The organism is Flavobacterium enshiense (genome assembly GCF_040750275.1).
Taxonomy (GTDB): domain Bacteria; phylum Bacteroidota; class Bacteroidia; order Flavobacteriales; family Flavobacteriaceae; genus Flavobacterium; species Flavobacterium enshiense_B.
On sequence record NZ_JBDOCV010000004.1, the window covers coordinates 373,814 to 391,634 of the forward strand.

17 protein-coding genes are annotated in these 17,821 nt (G+C 39.5%); all 17 read right to left on the minus strand.

Features of this window, described 5'->3' with window-relative positions; genetic code table 11:
• Nucleotides 1-16: 16 nt before the first annotated feature.
• The 17 genes from ABGT15_RS08380 to ABGT15_RS08460 are packed head-to-tail and all read right to left on the minus strand — an operon-like array spanning nucleotide 17 to nucleotide 17,821.
• A complete protein-coding gene (locus tag ABGT15_RS08380; protein WP_367230975.1) occupies nucleotides 17-1,984 on the minus strand; it encodes a polysaccharide biosynthesis protein in 1,968 nt (655 codons plus the stop codon).
• A 1-nt stretch (nucleotide 1,985) separates the two neighbouring features.
• Nucleotides 1,986-3,122, minus strand: a complete 1,137-nt coding sequence (locus tag ABGT15_RS08385) for a DegT/DnrJ/EryC1/StrS family aminotransferase (RefSeq protein WP_367230976.1) — start codon at nucleotides 3,120-3,122, stop codon at nucleotides 1,986-1,988.
• A 60-nt stretch (nucleotides 3,123-3,182) separates the two neighbouring features.
• On the minus strand, nucleotides 3,183-3,728 hold the full coding sequence (locus tag ABGT15_RS08390; protein WP_367230977.1) for a sugar transferase: 546 nt from the start codon (nucleotides 3,726-3,728) through the stop codon (nucleotides 3,183-3,185).
• Nucleotides 3,728-4,330: an acetyltransferase gene (locus ABGT15_RS08395; RefSeq protein WP_367230978.1), complete on the minus strand. Its 603-nt coding sequence runs from the start codon at nucleotides 4,328-4,330 to the stop codon at nucleotides 3,728-3,730. Before ABGT15_RS08395 ends, ABGT15_RS08390 begins: the two co-directional genes overlap by 1 nt.
• Complete coding sequence (locus ABGT15_RS08400; RefSeq protein ID WP_367230979.1) at nucleotides 4,331-4,933, minus strand: sugar transferase; 603 nt, start codon at nucleotides 4,931-4,933, stop codon at nucleotides 4,331-4,333.
• Nucleotides 4,926-6,074 (minus strand): glycosyltransferase family 4 protein, encoded by a 1,149-nt coding sequence (locus tag ABGT15_RS08405; RefSeq protein WP_367230980.1) that lies wholly within the window; start codon nucleotides 6,072-6,074, stop codon nucleotides 4,926-4,928. Before ABGT15_RS08405 ends, ABGT15_RS08400 begins: the two co-directional genes overlap by 8 nt.
• Nucleotides 6,071-7,174, minus strand: coding sequence for a hypothetical protein (locus ABGT15_RS08410; protein ID WP_367230981.1), 1,104 nt, complete (start codon nucleotides 7,172-7,174; stop codon nucleotides 6,071-6,073). Before ABGT15_RS08410 ends, ABGT15_RS08405 begins: the two co-directional genes overlap by 4 nt.
• Nucleotides 7,175-7,177: 3 nt before the next feature.
• Complete coding sequence (locus tag ABGT15_RS08415; RefSeq protein WP_367230982.1) at nucleotides 7,178-8,134, minus strand: polysaccharide deacetylase family protein; 957 nt, start codon at nucleotides 8,132-8,134, stop codon at nucleotides 7,178-7,180.
• Nucleotides 8,135-8,143: 9 nt separating this feature from the next.
• Complete coding sequence (locus ABGT15_RS08420; protein ID WP_367230983.1) at nucleotides 8,144-9,325, minus strand: hypothetical protein; 1,182 nt, start codon at nucleotides 9,323-9,325, stop codon at nucleotides 8,144-8,146.
• Between the two features lie 3 nt (nucleotides 9,326-9,328).
• Nucleotides 9,329-10,264, minus strand: coding sequence for a GNAT family N-acetyltransferase (locus ABGT15_RS08425; protein WP_367230984.1), 936 nt, complete (start codon nucleotides 10,262-10,264; stop codon nucleotides 9,329-9,331).
• Nucleotides 10,261-11,376, minus strand: coding sequence for a glycosyltransferase (locus ABGT15_RS08430; RefSeq protein WP_367230985.1), 1,116 nt, complete (start codon nucleotides 11,374-11,376; stop codon nucleotides 10,261-10,263). Before ABGT15_RS08430 ends, ABGT15_RS08425 begins: the two co-directional genes overlap by 4 nt.
• Nucleotide 11,377: 1 nt before the next feature.
• Nucleotides 11,378-12,472, minus strand: a complete 1,095-nt coding sequence (locus ABGT15_RS08435) for a glycosyltransferase (RefSeq protein ID WP_367230986.1) — start codon at nucleotides 12,470-12,472, stop codon at nucleotides 11,378-11,380.
• Nucleotides 12,469-13,614: a glycosyltransferase gene (locus tag ABGT15_RS08440; RefSeq protein ID WP_367230987.1), complete on the minus strand. Its 1,146-nt coding sequence runs from the start codon at nucleotides 13,612-13,614 to the stop codon at nucleotides 12,469-12,471. Before ABGT15_RS08440 ends, ABGT15_RS08435 begins: the two co-directional genes overlap by 4 nt.
• 23 nt (nucleotides 13,615-13,637) lie before the next feature.
• Entirely contained in the window at nucleotides 13,638-14,636 is a 999-nt protein-coding gene (locus ABGT15_RS08445) for an NAD-dependent epimerase/dehydratase family protein (RefSeq protein ID WP_367230988.1), read from the minus strand.
• 1 nt (nucleotide 14,637) lies between these two features.
• Nucleotides 14,638-15,174 carry a serine O-acetyltransferase gene (locus ABGT15_RS08450; protein ID WP_367230989.1) on the minus strand — a complete coding sequence of 179 codons (537 nt, stop codon included), beginning with the start codon at nucleotides 15,172-15,174 and terminating at the stop codon, nucleotides 14,638-14,640.
• A gap of 39 nt (nucleotides 15,175-15,213) precedes the next feature.
• Nucleotides 15,214-16,506 (minus strand): flippase, encoded by a 1,293-nt coding sequence (locus ABGT15_RS08455; RefSeq protein ID WP_367230990.1) that lies wholly within the window; start codon nucleotides 16,504-16,506, stop codon nucleotides 15,214-15,216.
• Between the two features lie 37 nt (nucleotides 16,507-16,543).
• Complete coding sequence (locus tag ABGT15_RS08460) at nucleotides 16,544-17,821, minus strand: nucleotide sugar dehydrogenase (protein ID WP_367230991.1); 1,278 nt, start codon at nucleotides 17,819-17,821, stop codon at nucleotides 16,544-16,546.

The window sequence follows — 17,821 nt, forward strand, 5'->3', positions numbered from 1 at the left end:
GACAAAGATACTTGAATTAATTTTTATCCAATACTTCAAAAGTTGAATTCATACTTCGGAATTCCGGAACAATTTTCTTCATCTTCAGTACAATTTCCTCCACTAAAAAGCCCTTGGAAATGTGTATCAGTTCATTGACTTGCTGGTGAATATTTTCATAATCATCGGTAATATCTTCGGCTACCATTATTTTATCATGGTGCGTAGGAAGTGTTTTGGCACTGTCATTAAGCAATTCTTCATACAGCTTCTCACCCGGACGCAACCCGACAATCTGAATCTTAATATCTTTTTCAGGACGTAAACCGGCCAAGCGTATCATCTTGGTAGCCAAATCGATAATTTTCACGGGTTTACCCATATCAAAAATATAAATTTCACCGCCTTTTCCCATTGCACCGGCTTCCAGTACTAACTGACAAGCTTCTGGAATCGTCATAAAATACCGGATGATTTCCGGATGGGTAATGGTTACCGGCCCTCCCTTGGCAATTTGCTCCGTAAACAACGGAACTACCGAGCCGTTAGACCCCAGAACATTCCCAAAACGTGTCGTAATGAATTTTGTGGCGACCACACCGGTTTTATCCAGATACAGAAACAACGACTGGACATATTTTTCAGCAATGCGTTTGCTAGCCCCCATAACATTACTCGGATTTACGGCTTTATCCGTTGAAACCATCACAAAGCGCTGTACGCCGAAAGCCACCGCTAAATCCGCTAAATTTTTAGTTCCCATCACATTCGTAAAGATGGCCTGCGCCGGATTTACCTCCATCAAAGGCACATGTTTATAGGCTGCCGCGTGGTAAACAATATCCGGCTTGTGGGTTTTGAAAATAGATTCCATCACCGAAAAATCCCTGATATCCGCAATTATGGAACGTATCGATACTCTGGACTGCAATTTTTCCAGTTCAATGGTAATATGATGCAATGGCGTCTCGGCCTGATCAATTAAAACGATCTTACTAGGCTCAAAAGCATGAATTTGCCATACAATTTCACTGCCAATGGAACCTGCCGCTCCGGTGATTAAAATGGTTTTTCCTCGTATCTGATCAGCAATCGCTTTATCGTCCAACTCAATCGGTTGTCTTTCAAGTAAATCTAATATCTGAAAACTTTTAATATTTTTAGTAATATCTTCACTGTCAGACCAATCTGTGATTTTAGGAAGGGAAAAGACTTTGAAATCCTGCTCAAGACAATCGTCGATAATCACTAATTTTTCTTCCTTGGTCAAACCTTTATCGGCAATTATCAGACCGTCGGCTTTGTTGGATTTTAACAATACCGGAATTCTTTCGTGCTGGTTCAAAATAGGCAAATCCAAAATCCTCATGGAAGCGTTTTTCTGTTCCTTATCAATAAATCCCAAAACCTTAAATCGCGGTGGTGATTCGAGCTTTAATGCATTGGCCACCGAAATAGCATTGGCATCAGCTCCATAAATCAATACGCCTGTTAATTTAACACTCAAAGCCTGACTGAGATAATTCTCAAAAACCTGTTTAACAATAATTCTGTACAGCAGTAAAAAACAGAACGACAATAAGACCGATATAAAAAGACGCGTGTTCAAAAACAGTTTTTCCCCCTTAAATACCTGAAAAAAAGTATTCAGCAACAGCATGAAAAAGAAGGTTGACGTTTGCGCCATAAAAAGCTTCACGGCATCAATAAAGGTAGAATGGCGAATAATTCCGGAATAGGTTCTAAACAGCCAAAAGAAAAATATGCTGACCGACAAATAGAGTACAATCAGCCCGAAGAAATTGGTATTCAGGAGAATATCAAGCCCTATCCCTTTTAATAAAAAATGAGCAAAAAGACCCGATAACATAACCATAGCCACATCAATGGTTACGATAATCCATCGTGGCAGATAGCTCAGGTTTTTTATCTGAAAACTCAAACTGCTCCCCGAAACGGCATCCTGAATTGATTCTAAAAAACTATGTTTTGAAGGTGTACTCACTTTATTTTTTAAAGAAATTAATCATTGCTTTTTCGATTCGCCCTTTATCATCTTCCGATAAATTAGACCCTGAAGGAACACACAAGCCATTCTCAAACAGTTGCTCACTAACGTTGGTTCCGTAATACGGATAGCGCTCAAAAACAGGCTGTAAGTGCATCGGCTTCCACAAAGGACGGCTTTCTATGTTTTCCTGCTCTAAAGCCAGTCTTAAATCTTCCCGGTTTTTTCCGATCTTGGAAGGATCAATTAAAAGAGCTGTTAACCAATGATTGGAAAAATAATCCGGATTCGGTTCATTCAAGACGGTTACTCCTTCAACATCCGTAAAGAAATCGTTATAAAAATCATGCATCCTTCTTCTTAAACCGATATGTTGCTCTAAAACCTCCATCTGACCTCTTCCAATTCCGGCACAAATATTACTCATTCGGTAATTATACCCAATTTCACTGTGCTGATAATGAGGCGCATGATCTCTGGCTTGTGTGGCAAAAAAAACGGTACGTTCTTTCTGTTCCTTCGAATGGCAAACCAAAGCACCACCACCGGAAGTCGTTATGATTTTATTTCCATTGAAAGACAAAACACCAAAAGCACCAAAAGTACCGCATTTTTGTCCTTTGTATGTACTCCCCAATGCCTCTGCACTATCCTCGATTAACGGAATCTGATATTTTTCGCATACGGCTACAATCGCCTCTACATTAAAAGGCATCCCGTACAAATGCACCGCGATTACCGCTTTGGGTTTATTTCCTTTTGCAACCCTGTCCCGAATGGCATCCTCTAAAGCAACCGGACATATGTTCCAGGTTTCTTTTTCACTATCGATAAAAACCGGAACAGCCCCTTGATAAAGGATTGGATTGGCAGAAGCCGAAAAAGTCATGGATTGACAAATCACCTCATCTCCGGCTTTAACCCCCAAAAGAATCAAAGAAAGATGTAAAGCAGCTGTGCCGGAACTTAAAGCTGCCACATGGGATTGCTGCTGTAAATACGATTCTAAATCCGCTTCAAAACCGACTACATTCGGACCTAATGGGGCAACCCAATTCGTATCGAAGGCTTCTTGTATATATTTCTGTTCCCTTCCGCCCATATGCGGGGAGGATAACCATATTTTATTTTGCATTACTAATAGATCTGGACTGACAAATTTAACTATTCTTTTACAAGAACAATGTTACATTTTTTAAGTATTTTTAAATATTGTTCTAAAAATAATCTTCAGATCGAGCCAAAAACTCTTTTTATAATAATATTCCAGGTTCATTTTTACTTTATCCGGAAACAAAACCTCATCATTGTACTGTAACGGGTTCGGCTGTAACTTTAAAAGCGCTTCTTCATTAAAGTATTTGATAGAAGCTTCGCTGGTAAGTCCCGGCCTGAGGTCCAGCACTTTTCGCTCTTCACCCTGCAACACATCGTAATAGCCTTCCAAATCAGGACGTGGCCCTACTATACTCATATCTCCTTTCAAAACATTAAACAACTGCGGAAGTTCATCAATTTTCATGTTCCTCAAAAAAGCGCCAACAACAGAAATTTCACCGTTGCGCATCGTTCGAAGCTTATAAATGGTAAACAGTTTTCCGTATTGCCCTACCCTCTTCTGGAAAAAGAATCCGTTGGAACAGGTATCCACAGCTGCAACAACCCAAAACAGCAACAACAGCCAGGACAGCAGAACAATACCTGTAAACGAAAAAACTATGTCGAACAATCGTTTTACCATCACATCGTGTTTGTCTTAATAATTTTTCCTGGATTGCCCACTACAACTGAAAAATCAGGAATATCTTTAACAACAACGGTACCGGCTCCTACAATTACATTTTCACCTATTATAATACCCTGAATAACACAGGATCCGATACCTATTTGGGTTCCTTTGCCTACTGTTACATTTCCTGCCAAAGCCGCACCGGGTGATACATGAACGAAGTCGGCAATAACACAATCGTGTTCCACAATCGCTCCTGAATTAATAATGCAGTGTTTCCCGATGCACGAATCGGCGTTTATGACGGCATTGGGCATAACCACACTCCCTTCTCCAACGGTGGCCGACGGCGATATAATAGCTGACGGGTGCACCGCAACAAAATAACGTGCTTGTATCCGATTGGCGATTTTCTCGCGGATGCCGTTATTCCCAATGGTTATAATAACCTCTTCGGTTCCTGAAAAATCAGCTCCGGACGTTTTCTTTACCGGTACGCCATTCAAAGAGGCAACTTTAGGTGCATCATCTAAAATACAACTAACACTTTTCCCTAACCGGCTTAAAATATCCAAAACCACTTTTGCGTGGCCGCTTGCTCCGTATAAATACATTTAATTTCCTTTAAAAACTTCCATAGTGGCCTGCCCCTCCTGTGCAATACCTTCACGGACAAACACTTTCCTGATGGTTAAAAATAAGATTTTAACATCTAAAAGCAAATTATAATTGTTCACATACCAGACATCGTACTCAAATTTCTGCTGCCAGCTGATGGTGTTTCGGCCATTTACCTGTGCCCAACCGGTTATTCCGGGACGTACTTCGTGTCTTCTTCTCTGAGTTGCATTGTATAAAGGCAAATACTGGACTAAAAGGGGCCTCGGTCCTATTAAACTCATGTCGCCTTTTATCACATTTAACAATTGCGGGAGTTCATCTAAAGAAGATTTCCGTACAAAAGCACCAATTTTAGTAAGACGTTCCGAATCGGGCAATAGGTTTCCGTGTACATCCTTCTTATCGTTCATCGTTTTGAACTTGATGATTTTAAACACTTTCTCATTCTTTCCGGGACGCAACTGAAAGAAAAAAGGCCTTCCTTGATTTACGGCAAAAAGTCCGATTGTTACCAACAGAAAAACCGGGCTTAAAAGAACAAAAGCCAAAAATGAAAAGCTAAAATCGAAAAATCGTTTTAAAAAAAGCTTATACATTGTTTTCCAATTGTTTGTATTCTGTTAATAAGGCTTCCCAAACCACGTGTTGCTCAAAACGTTCTTTAATCATCATGCGGGCGTTTGTTTTCACAGTATTGCGCAGGGCATCATCTTCCTGAATCTGCTTCATGGCCTCAAAAAGGGCTTCAGTGTCTTTTACAGGAATTATTATTCCGTTTGCTCCCGGCACAATAATTTCATTACAGCCGTTAATATTGGAAACTATACTGGGCAGTCCCATTGCACCCGCCTGCATCACCACATTAGGAAAACCTTCGCGGTAACTTGGAAAAACGAGTACGTCGGATACGGAAAGATAACGTCTTACATCGGTTTGATAACCTGTGGTTACTATATTCGGGTTGCGGGCAATTTCTTCCAGAGTAGTTTCATGCAAAGGATCCAAATCGGTTTCCAAAGGCCCTACCAACAGTAATTTACTGTTACTGTTATGCAGCCGGAAAAAGGCTTCCACTAATTCGTTTATACCTTTATCAGTCACTAATCTCCCGATAAAAACGTATACAAAATTGTTCTCGGAGATGCCCAATTCCGCTCTCGTCTTGCTTTTTTCTTCTTCGGAAAACAAAGCCGGATCAAAATAACGGGTATCAATTCCGTTGGAACTTCCGTTTCCGATAACGTGTAATTTTTCTGGTTGACAAAAGTCCAGACTTTCTATAATTTGTCTTAAACCCAATGAATTAGGATACACTTTTGTAGCACTGCCATACGTAAGTTTCTCAATACTGTTAAGCAACGAACGTTTCAGACCACGGGCTTCCAGAAGCGGTAATCCGGCTACTGTGTGCAATCGGTTCGGAACACCGGCCAATCGGGCGGCAAGCATTCCTACAATACCAGCTTTTGGGGTATGGGTGTGAACGATAAACGGTTTCTCTTTCTTCAGAAAAACATACATTTCCCACAGCGACAGTAAATCTTTAAAAGGGGTTATTTTTCGAGTCATGCCGATTGAAAAGGTTCGAATCTGCTGATCTTCTCCAAATCGTTGCAACCGTTCTTTTTCGGAAGAAACCGCAATGACTTCGTAATGACTGTTCATAAAACGAAGTTGGTTTTCAAGCAGTTTTTCCAAAGACAGCGGAATCGTAGTTACCCGTATAAGTTTTTTCATGTATCTTTTTTGAACAAAGCACCCCCATTTTGTGAAAAGAGGCTCAACAAAACTACCAAAACAAAAGGTTGAATCATAACTTTTGTGCGTATAAAAATCCCCAGACCGGAATAACGCTGCACGATCAAAATACCGGCTACAAACGCATAAAGCAATACGACTTTAAACATAAAACTGAATTTCAGTGTTTTATACCGATACAATCCATAGGCAAAAGCAAACGCATGAAACACTAAAACAAGTGCATTTTCCAGTCCAACTGCCGCACCCAAAAACGTTGGTATTTCAAAAAACAAAGGCCTGAAATAAAACGTAAAAACCTTGTAAGGATAGGAATACTCAACAATCGGAACATACGTATTGGTATCATCAAAAGACAATAAGGAAGTACTGTTGTACAGCATGAGTTTATCCCATCTGAACGTATCTAATTCCGCTAAAATCAAAAACATTTTAAAAAGTCCTACGAAAATAGCCGTCGCAAAAAGAAGGCTTAACAGCTTTTTTTTCATAGTCCAATTGCCCCATATGAGAAAACCCACATAAACACTAAACAAAAGCATCAGGGCGATATGGGGCCGAATGACAATTAAAAAAAACAGGGCAACAAATAGTTTCCAACTGGTATACTGCTGCTCGGCAATTTTTAAGAAGATGACAGCGATACTCAGAAAACAAAGGGCTTCTTTCCCTAAACCAGCTGTCCAGAAGTGGAGGTTCGGTAAAAAAAGCAACAACAGTCGTAAATCGATATTTTTTAGAAGTACAGGAGTTGGTACAACAACATAAAGAAATTTCCGGAATTGCAGTATTCCTAAAAAACCAACGCAACCGTAAAGCAGAAATCCAAAAATAAAAGGAAGTTCGAGCTTTATAAAAAAATAATTCAGAAACAGTATAAAATCGGTTCCGAAATATAAAAAATCAAACCATACGAACTGATGAATATCAAAAGTTTTACCCCAATAGAAATGCGCATCGGAAATCCCTCTGTCTACCCGAATTTTATACGCCAGAAAAACAAATAGTATGTGATACCAAAACAATACAAGAAGCAGTTTTTCTTTCAAAATGTGCTGATATAGTGTTCTGACAATCATCCGCTACTGTTTTTGCGAAAGCTGCTGCATGGTTTTGCTTTCCATACCGTAGCTTTCTTTGCAATGTATAAAAGTGTCCAATATTGTTTTTAAAGCCTGAAGTGAGCCTTTCGGATCATTCCCAAAATTATGCGGATGCCACCACAAATGATATACTTGGCACGATTTCGCCGCAGCAATGATTTCGTCGGTAATCCGCTTTAACCGAAGATTGTTTAAAAAATCATTCCCGCCCTGAGGACGTAAAAATCGGCTCGCCGGTTGCGCCAAAACATCATGTCCTGAAACCGAAGGTATTGCATACGACTTATCCCCAAGCGGGAGGTACGCATCCAGTGTCCTGAAAATTTTCTTCGGAAGGGTTTCTTTTCCGTCCACATTCCAATACCAACTGGACGGATTGGAACGTACCGTGGTTATACCATTGTTGCTACAGGTTTCCAGATAGGCGGTATTGTATTGATTTCTAGGAAAAACAAGTGAGGTAAGTTTACAATCGAACTTTTGCCCCATTTCCTGCGCTTTTTTACAATCGGCTTCAAATTGTTGAAGGGTCTGACCGCTTTCTAAACAATAATAATGGGAATAGGTATGACTTGCCAGCTCCTGACCTTTAGTCTGTGTGATTAATTTCACCAATTGTGGTGCGAAAAAAAAACGGTCAAAACCTGATTTTCGGTGCGTCTCGCCATACAAATAAGGATTTAACTTCGTATTGGAATAAGTTGGCAGGATTTCCGGTTTGTTATGCTCCCATTCCTCCCAGTTTTCATTAAGTAACATGCCCACCGTTGCCCAGGTAGCCGCAACATTCCGTAAAGAGAACTGTTCTAAAATTTCGGGTATTACAGCAAGGGTATTGTCAAAATAATGCTGCTTCTGGTCGAGGGAAACGTGATCGAAAATCCCCCAGATCAATTCAAAATCCAGCGATATAACTAAAGTACCTCTTGTGCTCATTCCGTAAAATTAAATCGTTTTTTTAATTAATCGCTTTCGGGCCTGCATTTTTCGCCATTTTTCATCTGCTAAGAAATACCCGATTACAAAAAAACCAAAGTACATCACCATGGATTTCTGTCGCATGATAATCCCTAAATTCGACATTACAAAAGTTAAGGCAAAAGAGGATAACAGAAAAACAATTCCAGACATTTTTACCATATAAGGCGCTCTTCGTATAAAAACCAAAAATCGCTTATTCAGAATTTTGGCAAACAGAAGCAGGTAAATAAGATTTTCAAAAGAACTGAAAAAACCTAAAGCTCCCGGTGAATCTACAAACAAAGGCCGAAACCAGAACGTGAAGAATTTTATAGGTAAAGGATAATTACTCATGGCAACCCCGGATCCGGCCGACTGGGAAAGTCCTGTAGAACGTTTTTCGGCAAATTGCTCAAAATCGGCTACTACATTTTCGGATCCTTCCAGTTTAGCCACTCCCAAAATAGACTGACTGGCTGCAGCTAAAAACCCTACGGAAGCAATCACAATTAAAATTTTCATGGGCGTACTCAACTTCCCTCTTCCGGTTAACAACCCAACCATAACGCCCACTAACACAAACAACATAACGTGCGGACGGATCATATAAATAAAAAATCCTCCTATCAATAATCCCAGAATTCGCTTCTGAGGAAATCGTACTGCATGGGTAAATACCATCAGTCCCATAAAAATTACAGCGCCTTTTCCTAAGGAAACGGTCCAGAAATGCATATTCGGCAAGAATAAAATCAGGGTTAAAAAATCGATTTTATTGAAAACCTTTACCGGCATCGGAATATTTTCTTTAAATAAAAGATAGGCATAAACAAACCCGACATACCCCATCCAGGCAAACAAAAGCATTAAAGAGGTATAGCTAAATCCAATTTCCACAAAAGGTCCTGCCAGAAAACTGACGAACTTGGTACCGGTTTCGAAAAATTCCGTCCATTGGCTACCGGCTTCGTAAGCTAGAAGGTAATAATGTTTGGAATCGGACGGATTGTACAGCGCATAGGTGTAATACACCACAAAAAAAAGCATGTGATACCAATACAGTTTATTCATAAGTTTTTTATCAAAAAAGGAATACTTTTTCGACAAAACGCTGTAAAACACCTGATTTACAACCAAAAGAATAATGAATAAAACTAAAACATCCATCGTTTAAAATAATTCCAAATCACCCAAACTGTATTCCCAATTACGGATATCCAAAGCAGTACTTTCAAATTCCGGATCGTTGGCCAGCAAATTAAAAGTAAGTTTCGGGCCGAATTTCCCGTACAACTGAAAAGTAAACATTTTTTTATCAGCCAACGTGATAATCAGGCATTTATTCGCAATTGCTTTTTGAATAATAAGGCTTTTGACTGTTTTTAGTGCCTTTTGGTCTTTGTAAATGGCTTCCACAACGCGAAGTTCCGTAAAATAGCTGTGTTTTTTGCAATACATCGCTACATACCAATCCGCATCAAAAAAAACCATATACTCCTGCAAGGGATTGTGACGATAGCGCCAGGAAAGGTATTCCGGAGATTTAGGTGTAAAAAGACGATTGGTTTTGATCAATTCAGCATTATGCTTTTCACACAGCAGCGCCAGCTCGGCTTCTGTTATACCAGTGTTCTTTACTTTTTTTCCGAAAAGCGAGGAAAACCAAAACAGCGGGACCGGCACTATCGAAAGCGGTAAAGCAGCAACAATTTTCCATCCCATTTTTAAATAACCCGGCCGGCTTTTTTCGTTGGGCGTGTTAAAAATAAAACAAGGACTTATAGCACCAACGGCATCCATGGCTTTTCGGGTAAGTTTGGTAAAAATACCTTTTCCCTGATAATCGGGATGAGTAGCCGTATCCACAGCACGATACGATTGCCAGAGCGTTTCACCAATTTGCCATTTCCATGACATAAAAGCCCTAACACCTGTTAACTTATTATTTTCTTCAGCCAGAATTATATAGGATTTTCCAAACGGATTGGCTCCGTGTTTAAAATCCCAGATATGCTGCGATTTTTTCAGCAATCCTTCGCCCAGACTTTCCTTTAAAAGCTTTATAATCTGAGGCTTATCATTTTCGTGTGAGGCTCTAAGATTCATAGGGCAAATTTTAAATAATACGATTCCAATTCGTTTACCATCGCCTGAATACTGAAATGTTCCTCCACTCTTTTTCGGGCTTGTCTCTGCAACTGCGCCAAAGTGTCCGGTGAATGAGATAAGGCCATCAATGTTTCTCCTAAATCGGGCCAGTTGTCGACTGCAACGGTTTTTCCGTCTACTGTATTTCGAATTACTTCTTTGATACCGCCGGCCTCGGTACTGACTACTGCGCACCCCATACTCATGGCCTCCAGCAGTGCAATCGGCAATCCTTCGAAAGAAGACGCCATCATAAAGACATCCATGGCTTTAAAATAAGGCTTTACATTGGTTTGCAATCCGGCAAAAAACACTTTCCCTTCTAAATTTAAGGCTTTGTGTTTGGCATAGATTTCATTTTCCAATGGCCCGGCGCCCACAATAATTCCTTTGATTTTAGGATTTTGTGTATTCGCCTGTGCTACAATTTCAAGCCATTTGTCCAACCGCTTCTGAAAACGAAAAACGGCAACTGTTCCAACTAAAAAATCGTCGCTTTCTATACCAAACTGACTCCGAACTGTAGTAGTTATTGAAACATCATCTCGTCTAAACACTTCCGTATTCACCCCGTTTAAAATGGTTTTCACAGGAATTTCAGGAGCAATATTTTTCGTAATGGAAGCAGAAACATCATCGGAAACCCCAATAGCCATTGTCTGACTGTTAAAGGACAGTTTATTAATAATTTTTGTAAGAAAGTGGTAACGTTCCTGCATGTTGTGTTCCGTGTAAAGCGTCGGAATTTTAGCAATACCGTGCACCAAACGACTCACAAAACCAGCCCATGGCAAATGAGCATGAATCAGCTGAATCTTATGCTCCCTGCAATATTTTATGATTTTCGGATACTGTAAAATAAGCTGAAAATTATTTTTGGCCGGCAAACACACAACTTTTCCACCCGTTTCCTCTATGGCAGCAACCATCTGATTTTTCCAAGGCAGAAAATAAATATAATGAAACTCAAATTTTGAAGTATCGTGAACCTTCAGGGTTTCGGGCAACAACATTTCGGCTCCCCCACGACCAAGGGATTTGATAATATGGAGTACTTTAATCTTTTCCAAGCTATTGTTTGTTAGTTGACAGGGCTATAGTTTTGTACACAGACACAAATTGCAAAGCTAACGCTTCGTTTACATACTGCTGGGAAACCAAGTCGTATGCTTTTTGTACTTTAACTGTATCAACAGCGTCCAAAACTGTTTTTAGTGCTTCTACAAATATAGCTTCGTCGCCTTTAGGAACCAAATATCCAGTTTGTTCGTTAACAATTTCGGATATACCTCCTACATTGTACGCTATTACGGGGATTTTGGAATACATCGCCTCAAGCAGTACGCCCGGCAATCCTTCAATTATGCTGGGAAGCACCAAGACATCGGCTTTGGCTATATAATCCGTAGGATTGGACACCCAACCGTAGAAAGTTATTTTTTCTGCTAAACCCAATGAAGCGGCTTCTTCTTTTACAGCTGCCTGCAATGGACCTTCCCCAAACAAATGCAAATGAACATTCTCCTGAGTTTCTTCTGTAAGTTGTTTAAAAATGGACAAAAGCCCTTTATGGTTTTTCTCAAAACTGAATCCGCCTACATGAACAATATGTTTCTTTGCGGTATGCCCGCCTTTCCATTCGACTGGATTTATGTTTATGCCTTCAATGCCTACCGGGATAACACTTGCTTTATTCTTGGCAAAAGGAAAAAGCCGTACCAGATCCTTGAGCGTTGCATGAGAAACCGAAACGATATGGTTAGTCTTCCGATAAAGAAAATGATTAATCCATTTCACAAATGGCGATTTTAGATACAAACTCACCATACTCGCATTTCGTGCTACAATTGGCTGTTTCCATCCAAAAAGAATTTTTGAAAGCACGGTGAATTTTAAGGTGTCGCCAGCATTACACTGAATAACATCCGGCTCATACTCCTGAATTAACTCATGCAGCCTTTTCCAACCCTGAAAATCAAACCATCGGTTTTGCACCGGTCGGTTCAGATAACAATACGTTCCAGAGAAGGGAAGCTTACTGTCACCCGGATAAAGCGGCAACATATAAACTTTATGCCCCTTTCTTTCGAGGTGGGCAGAAAGCTGAGCTGCAAATACTTCAGCGCCTCTTAACTGTGATTTTTGTATAAGTTGAAAAATTATCATTTTTTATAATTAGCGACAACATGTTCATACGTTAACGCGTATTGACGAATGACGCTTTCAATGTCAAATTTTAAAAGTGCTTCCTGATATGCTGCTTCAGGCATGGAATAAACGGATGCATTATTTTCAAGGGCAAATTGCATCTTTTCGGCTAAATGATTCACATCGCCTTTTCTGAAAATAAGAGCCGATTTTTCACTAACACATTCTTTATTTTCCGGTATATCTGAACATATTATCTTCTTTCTGGACATCATGGCTTCAATAAGTGCACCGGGCAAACCTTCATAATAGGATGGGAAAACAAAAAAATCCGCTCTTTGCAACAAAACGGGGATGTCGTTTCTATTACCCAATAAAATACAGCTGGATTCCAGATTTAGTTCCCGTATTTTAGCTTCAAGCACATTTTTGTAATTTCCTTCCCCGGCAATTAACAATACCGCCTGAGAATTGTGAGCCTTAATTTTTGCAAAAGCGAGTAACAGATCCAATTGTCCTTTTCTTTCTAAAAGCCTGCTGACATTAAGAAAGACCATTTTGTTTTTCAACCCCAGCGAATGATCCAGTTCGTCTATTTTTTCAGTAGGAACTGATGCAAAAGTTTCAATATTTCTCCCTCTGTAAATTACTTTGATTTTATCAGGATTAACATGCAACGCCTTTGCATTGTTTATTTTTATGGTTTCGGAATTCGATATAAAAAAATCTACGGCACCCGAGGTTATGCTGTCATAACACTGAAACAGATACAGTTTAAGTTTGTTGAAAGCATTCAATTTTGCATAACGATCTTTTACATACGAGTTATTTACAAAACTGTTGATAAGCGGAACCGGGTACTTTTTTTTAATTCTTCTTGAAACGATATCGGCCTTAAACAAGGTCGAATGAATCAGATCTGGCTGCACTTCTTTAAGTATGGGAATAATTTTCTTGACAGCTTCGGCAAAAGCATATTTTCCCGGCAAATTGAGAGCATATACCTTAATGTTGTTCCCTTTTAAAACACTTTCCAGAGTATTACCTTTATACAGTGTGATGAAAACAGCGTCAAAAAGTGAACTTCTTGTAGCAATATCCACCAGACTGCGCTCAGCGCCTCCTATTTCCAAAGTGTCTATCAAATAGACTATTTTCATTTTTTTTTGCATGACTCCGCTAACTATACTTTGTAGTATTCTTTAAACCAGGTCACAAATTTTGGAATGCCGTCCGCAAGGGAAACTTTAGGCTTATACCCTAATTTCTCAAGCTTTTCGGTATTGGCAAAAGTAGTCACCACATCACCTTTTTGTGCGGGCTGAAAATCGTAAACAAACTGAAGTTGAAGCTCTTTTTCGAGAATCGAAATAAAATCCATAAGTACATCAGGATTTCCTTTCCCTATATTCAGAATTTTAAAATTTTCTGTTTCAGCTTTACTCTCCGCCACGATTCTGACCCCTTCTACAATGTCATCTATATAGGTGAAGTCACGGCTTTGTTTTCCGTTATTGAAGATTTTTATAGGTTTTTGCTCTACTCCGGCTTTGGCAAACAACATGGGGGCCATATCAGGTCTTCCCCATGGGCCGTAAACAGTAAAAAAGCGTAATCCGGTCATTCGTATTTTGTACAGATCCGAATAAGCGTAGGCCATTACTTCGTTACTCTTCTTGGTAGCGGCATAAAAGCTTACCGGATGATCTGTTTTCTGGTCTTCCGAAAAGGGAACCTCATCAGAATTTCCGTAAACAGAAGAACTTGAAGCAAATACCAAATGTTTTATGGAAAATTGTCGGCAGACTTCCAGAATATTGAAAAAGCCAACAATGTTATTGTCAATATAATCCCGCGGATTGGTTATCGAATACCGAACGCCTGCCTGAGCAGCCAAGTGGATAATGCAATCGACCTGTTCAAAAGCAAACAACGCACTTAAATTCCCGGCATCCTGAATGTCCAACTCGACAAAGGTAAAATTTGAAATCCCTTGTACTTTCTTGTTGTAGCGGATTTCTTCTTTGTCGATACCCAACTCTTTTAAACGGTCAAACTTAAGTTTGGTTTCATAATAGGAATTGATATTGTCGATACCGATAACCTCATGACCGCTTTGAGCCATTCTTATGGCGGTATGCATCCCTATGAACCCAGCGGCTCCTGTGAGTAACACTTTCATATTATGATGGGTTTTTTATGTAACCGGCACTCGAATTATAACTAACAATCTGTGCTGGGTTTCCAGCTACCACAGCGTTATCCGGCACATCAAAACTAACAAAACTCAGTGGAGCAATTAACACATCGTTCCCGATGGTGATTTTGCCCACCACAACCGAGTTGGCTCCTATCCAAACCCGATCTCCAATTGTTGGAAATCCTTTTGATTTGCCTCTGCTTGTATTTCCTATCGAAACGCCTTGATATACATTACAGTTCTCGCCAATTATTACACGTTGCCCTATCAGAATTCCGCCGTAATGTCCCAAAAGAAAACCGCCTCCGATTTTGGTATAAACAGGAATCTGAATGCTGTATTTTACGGAAAGGTTCTTATACCAGATTCGCAAGGGCACAAACAGCGGATTCCATCTGGAAGCACTTTGATTCAAACGAAAGATAACCGTATAACGAAACATCGGATTCGTTAAAAAGCTAATCAGTTTATTTACCTGACCATATCTTTTTATGTCTCGTCGTAACAATTCTAATTTCATCAAAAAAAACTTATTAAGTAAATATTGCTGTAATAAAAATTACCTTTTTATTTTTTTTAAAAGGGCGAACACTGGCTCAAAATCAGACATTCTGTAAGTGAGTATTTCCCTTACCGAAATTCCTATTTCCCTACTGTACATCCATATAAAAATTACAGAACCGACAGTATAACTTATCAGAGAGGCCATAGCCGCCCCTACTGCACCGTATAAAGGTATTAAATATAAATTGCATACAACATTTAGGATCAAAGGGAATAGCATCGCCTTAATGGCTACCCAAGGCTTTCCTTTACCATCCAAATCGACATTCATAACTTTAAATATGGTTAAGATTACGATACCCGGCATGAGAATTTGCATGACCGCTACCGAATCTAAAAACTTTTCCCCAAACATCAAAAGGATAAAATACTTCGAAAACACAAACAGTACTAACGCCAATCCACCAACAATCAGGATTGACAATCGCATCAACTGCGTTACTTTCTTTGAAAACTCCAATCCGTTTTTGGAAATGGCACTTCTTCCGTACACCAACACGCCCAACAGCATCGGTATCTGCCATAAGTACTGCACGACAGTGGCTCCTTTCGAATAAATTCCCAACTCATAGGATGTACTTAAGTTTTCAAGTAAAAACAAATCTACCCGATAATTTAAATTGATTACCAATAAGGCTAAAGCATAAACCAAACCAAGAGAAAGCATCTCACGAATGATTTTAGTTTCTACCTTAAAAGTACTTAACGTAAGATGGCCTTTTTTTAAAAACAAACCGATAAAAACAGATATATGTCCAAGAAGATAAGCGATAATCACTCCTGTCATTTGAAATTTGAACGCGACAACCAAGAGCACTATGGCAAAAAAGGTTATCATATTAGGAATCCAATTTACCTTGTTGAAATCATTTATTTTACCCTGTCCCAAAAAAATACCCGCACAATACACATTGTGCAAACTAAAAGGAATAGAGCACAAAGTGATAATTATAAGTGCCAGGTCATCAACACTCTTGGAAAAAAAATAAAATAAAAAATAACACCCAATGATGCTGGTTATTGAGGTAAAAATCCATACTTGAAAAACAGCATCCTTTACTTTTTCAAGACTGTAAATCTCTTTACCGACAAAGTAAGTTGCCGCCTGTCGAATCCCTAACGACCCGAAAATCAAAAACAAGGAAGGATAATTCAATAGTGTAGTAATGACCCCGTTCTCTTCAGGAGACAGTAGCCTTGCCGTAAGCACTGAAATACCAAACCCAAAAAGAATAATCTTTACTTTAGAAAACCCAATTCGAACTAAATCTCTTAAAAATGAACTCATAATTACACTTTTGAGCTAAATATTAGCCTCAAAAAATTTACAATTTTGCATCAGCAAGTGTTCCCAAAATTCCTTTTACGTCAAAAATCAGTGAATTTTCCTTTCGAAGGCTATTAAAATCCGTAGTTAAAAATTCTTTATGCCCTACCCCTAAAACAATAGCATCAAATTTTTCATGAGGAAGTTCTGTTTGTGTTTCAAGACCATACTCATGCATAACTTCAGCAGGATTAGCCCAAGGATCATATATGGTTACCGAGGTTTCATAATCTTTAAGGGCCTGCACCACATCGACTACCTTTGTATTTCTGACATCCGGGCAGTTTTCTTTAAACGTGATTCCCAGCATCAGTATTCGGGAACCGTTTACTTTGATACTCTTTTTAATCATGAGTTTTACAACCTGCGACGCAACATATTCGCCCATACTGTCATTTAAACGACGGCCTGCAAGAATAATTTCCGGATGATACCCGTGTTCCTGCGCTTTTTGAGCCAAATAATACGGATCAACACCAATACAATGTCCTCCGACGAGACCCGGCTTAAAAGGAAGGAAATTCCACTTGGTTCCGGCAGCTTCAAGAACCGCATGAGTATCAATATTCAGAATGTTGAAAATTTTCGCCAGCTCGTTTACAAAAGCAATGTTAATATCCCGCTGCGAGTTTTCAATTACTTTGGCCGCTTCAGCAACTTTAATAGTGGGTGCTAAATGCGTACCGGCAGTAATGACACTTTTATAAAGAGCGTCAACTTGTTGACCAATTTCCGGCGTAGAGCCAGAGGTTACTTTCAATATTTTTTCAACCGTATGCTCCTTATCGCCCGGATTGATTCTTTCGGGAGAATAACCTGCAAAAAAATCTTCGTTAAATCTTAATCCTGATACTTTCTCCAGCACCGGGATACATTCTTCTTCGGTTACTCCGGGATATACCGTCGATTCATAAATAACAATATCACCCTTCTTTAATACTTTCCCTACCGTTTCACTGGCTTTGTAGAGCGGGGTCAAATCCGGTCTGTTGTTTTTGTCTACCGGGGTCGGAACGGTAATAATATAAAAATTACAGGCTTTGATAGTGTCAAGAGCAAACGAACAGTAAAGTCCGACAGCATCCGAAGGCTGATCGATCAAAACGGCCTGAAGTACTTCATCTTCAACCTCTAATGTAGTATCGGTACCACTATTAAGTTCTGCTATTCTCTTCTGATTGATATCAAAACCAACCACAGGATACTTTGTAGCGAATAATCTCGCCAATGGCAATCCTACATACCCAAGTCCTATAACTGCAATTTTTATATTCAT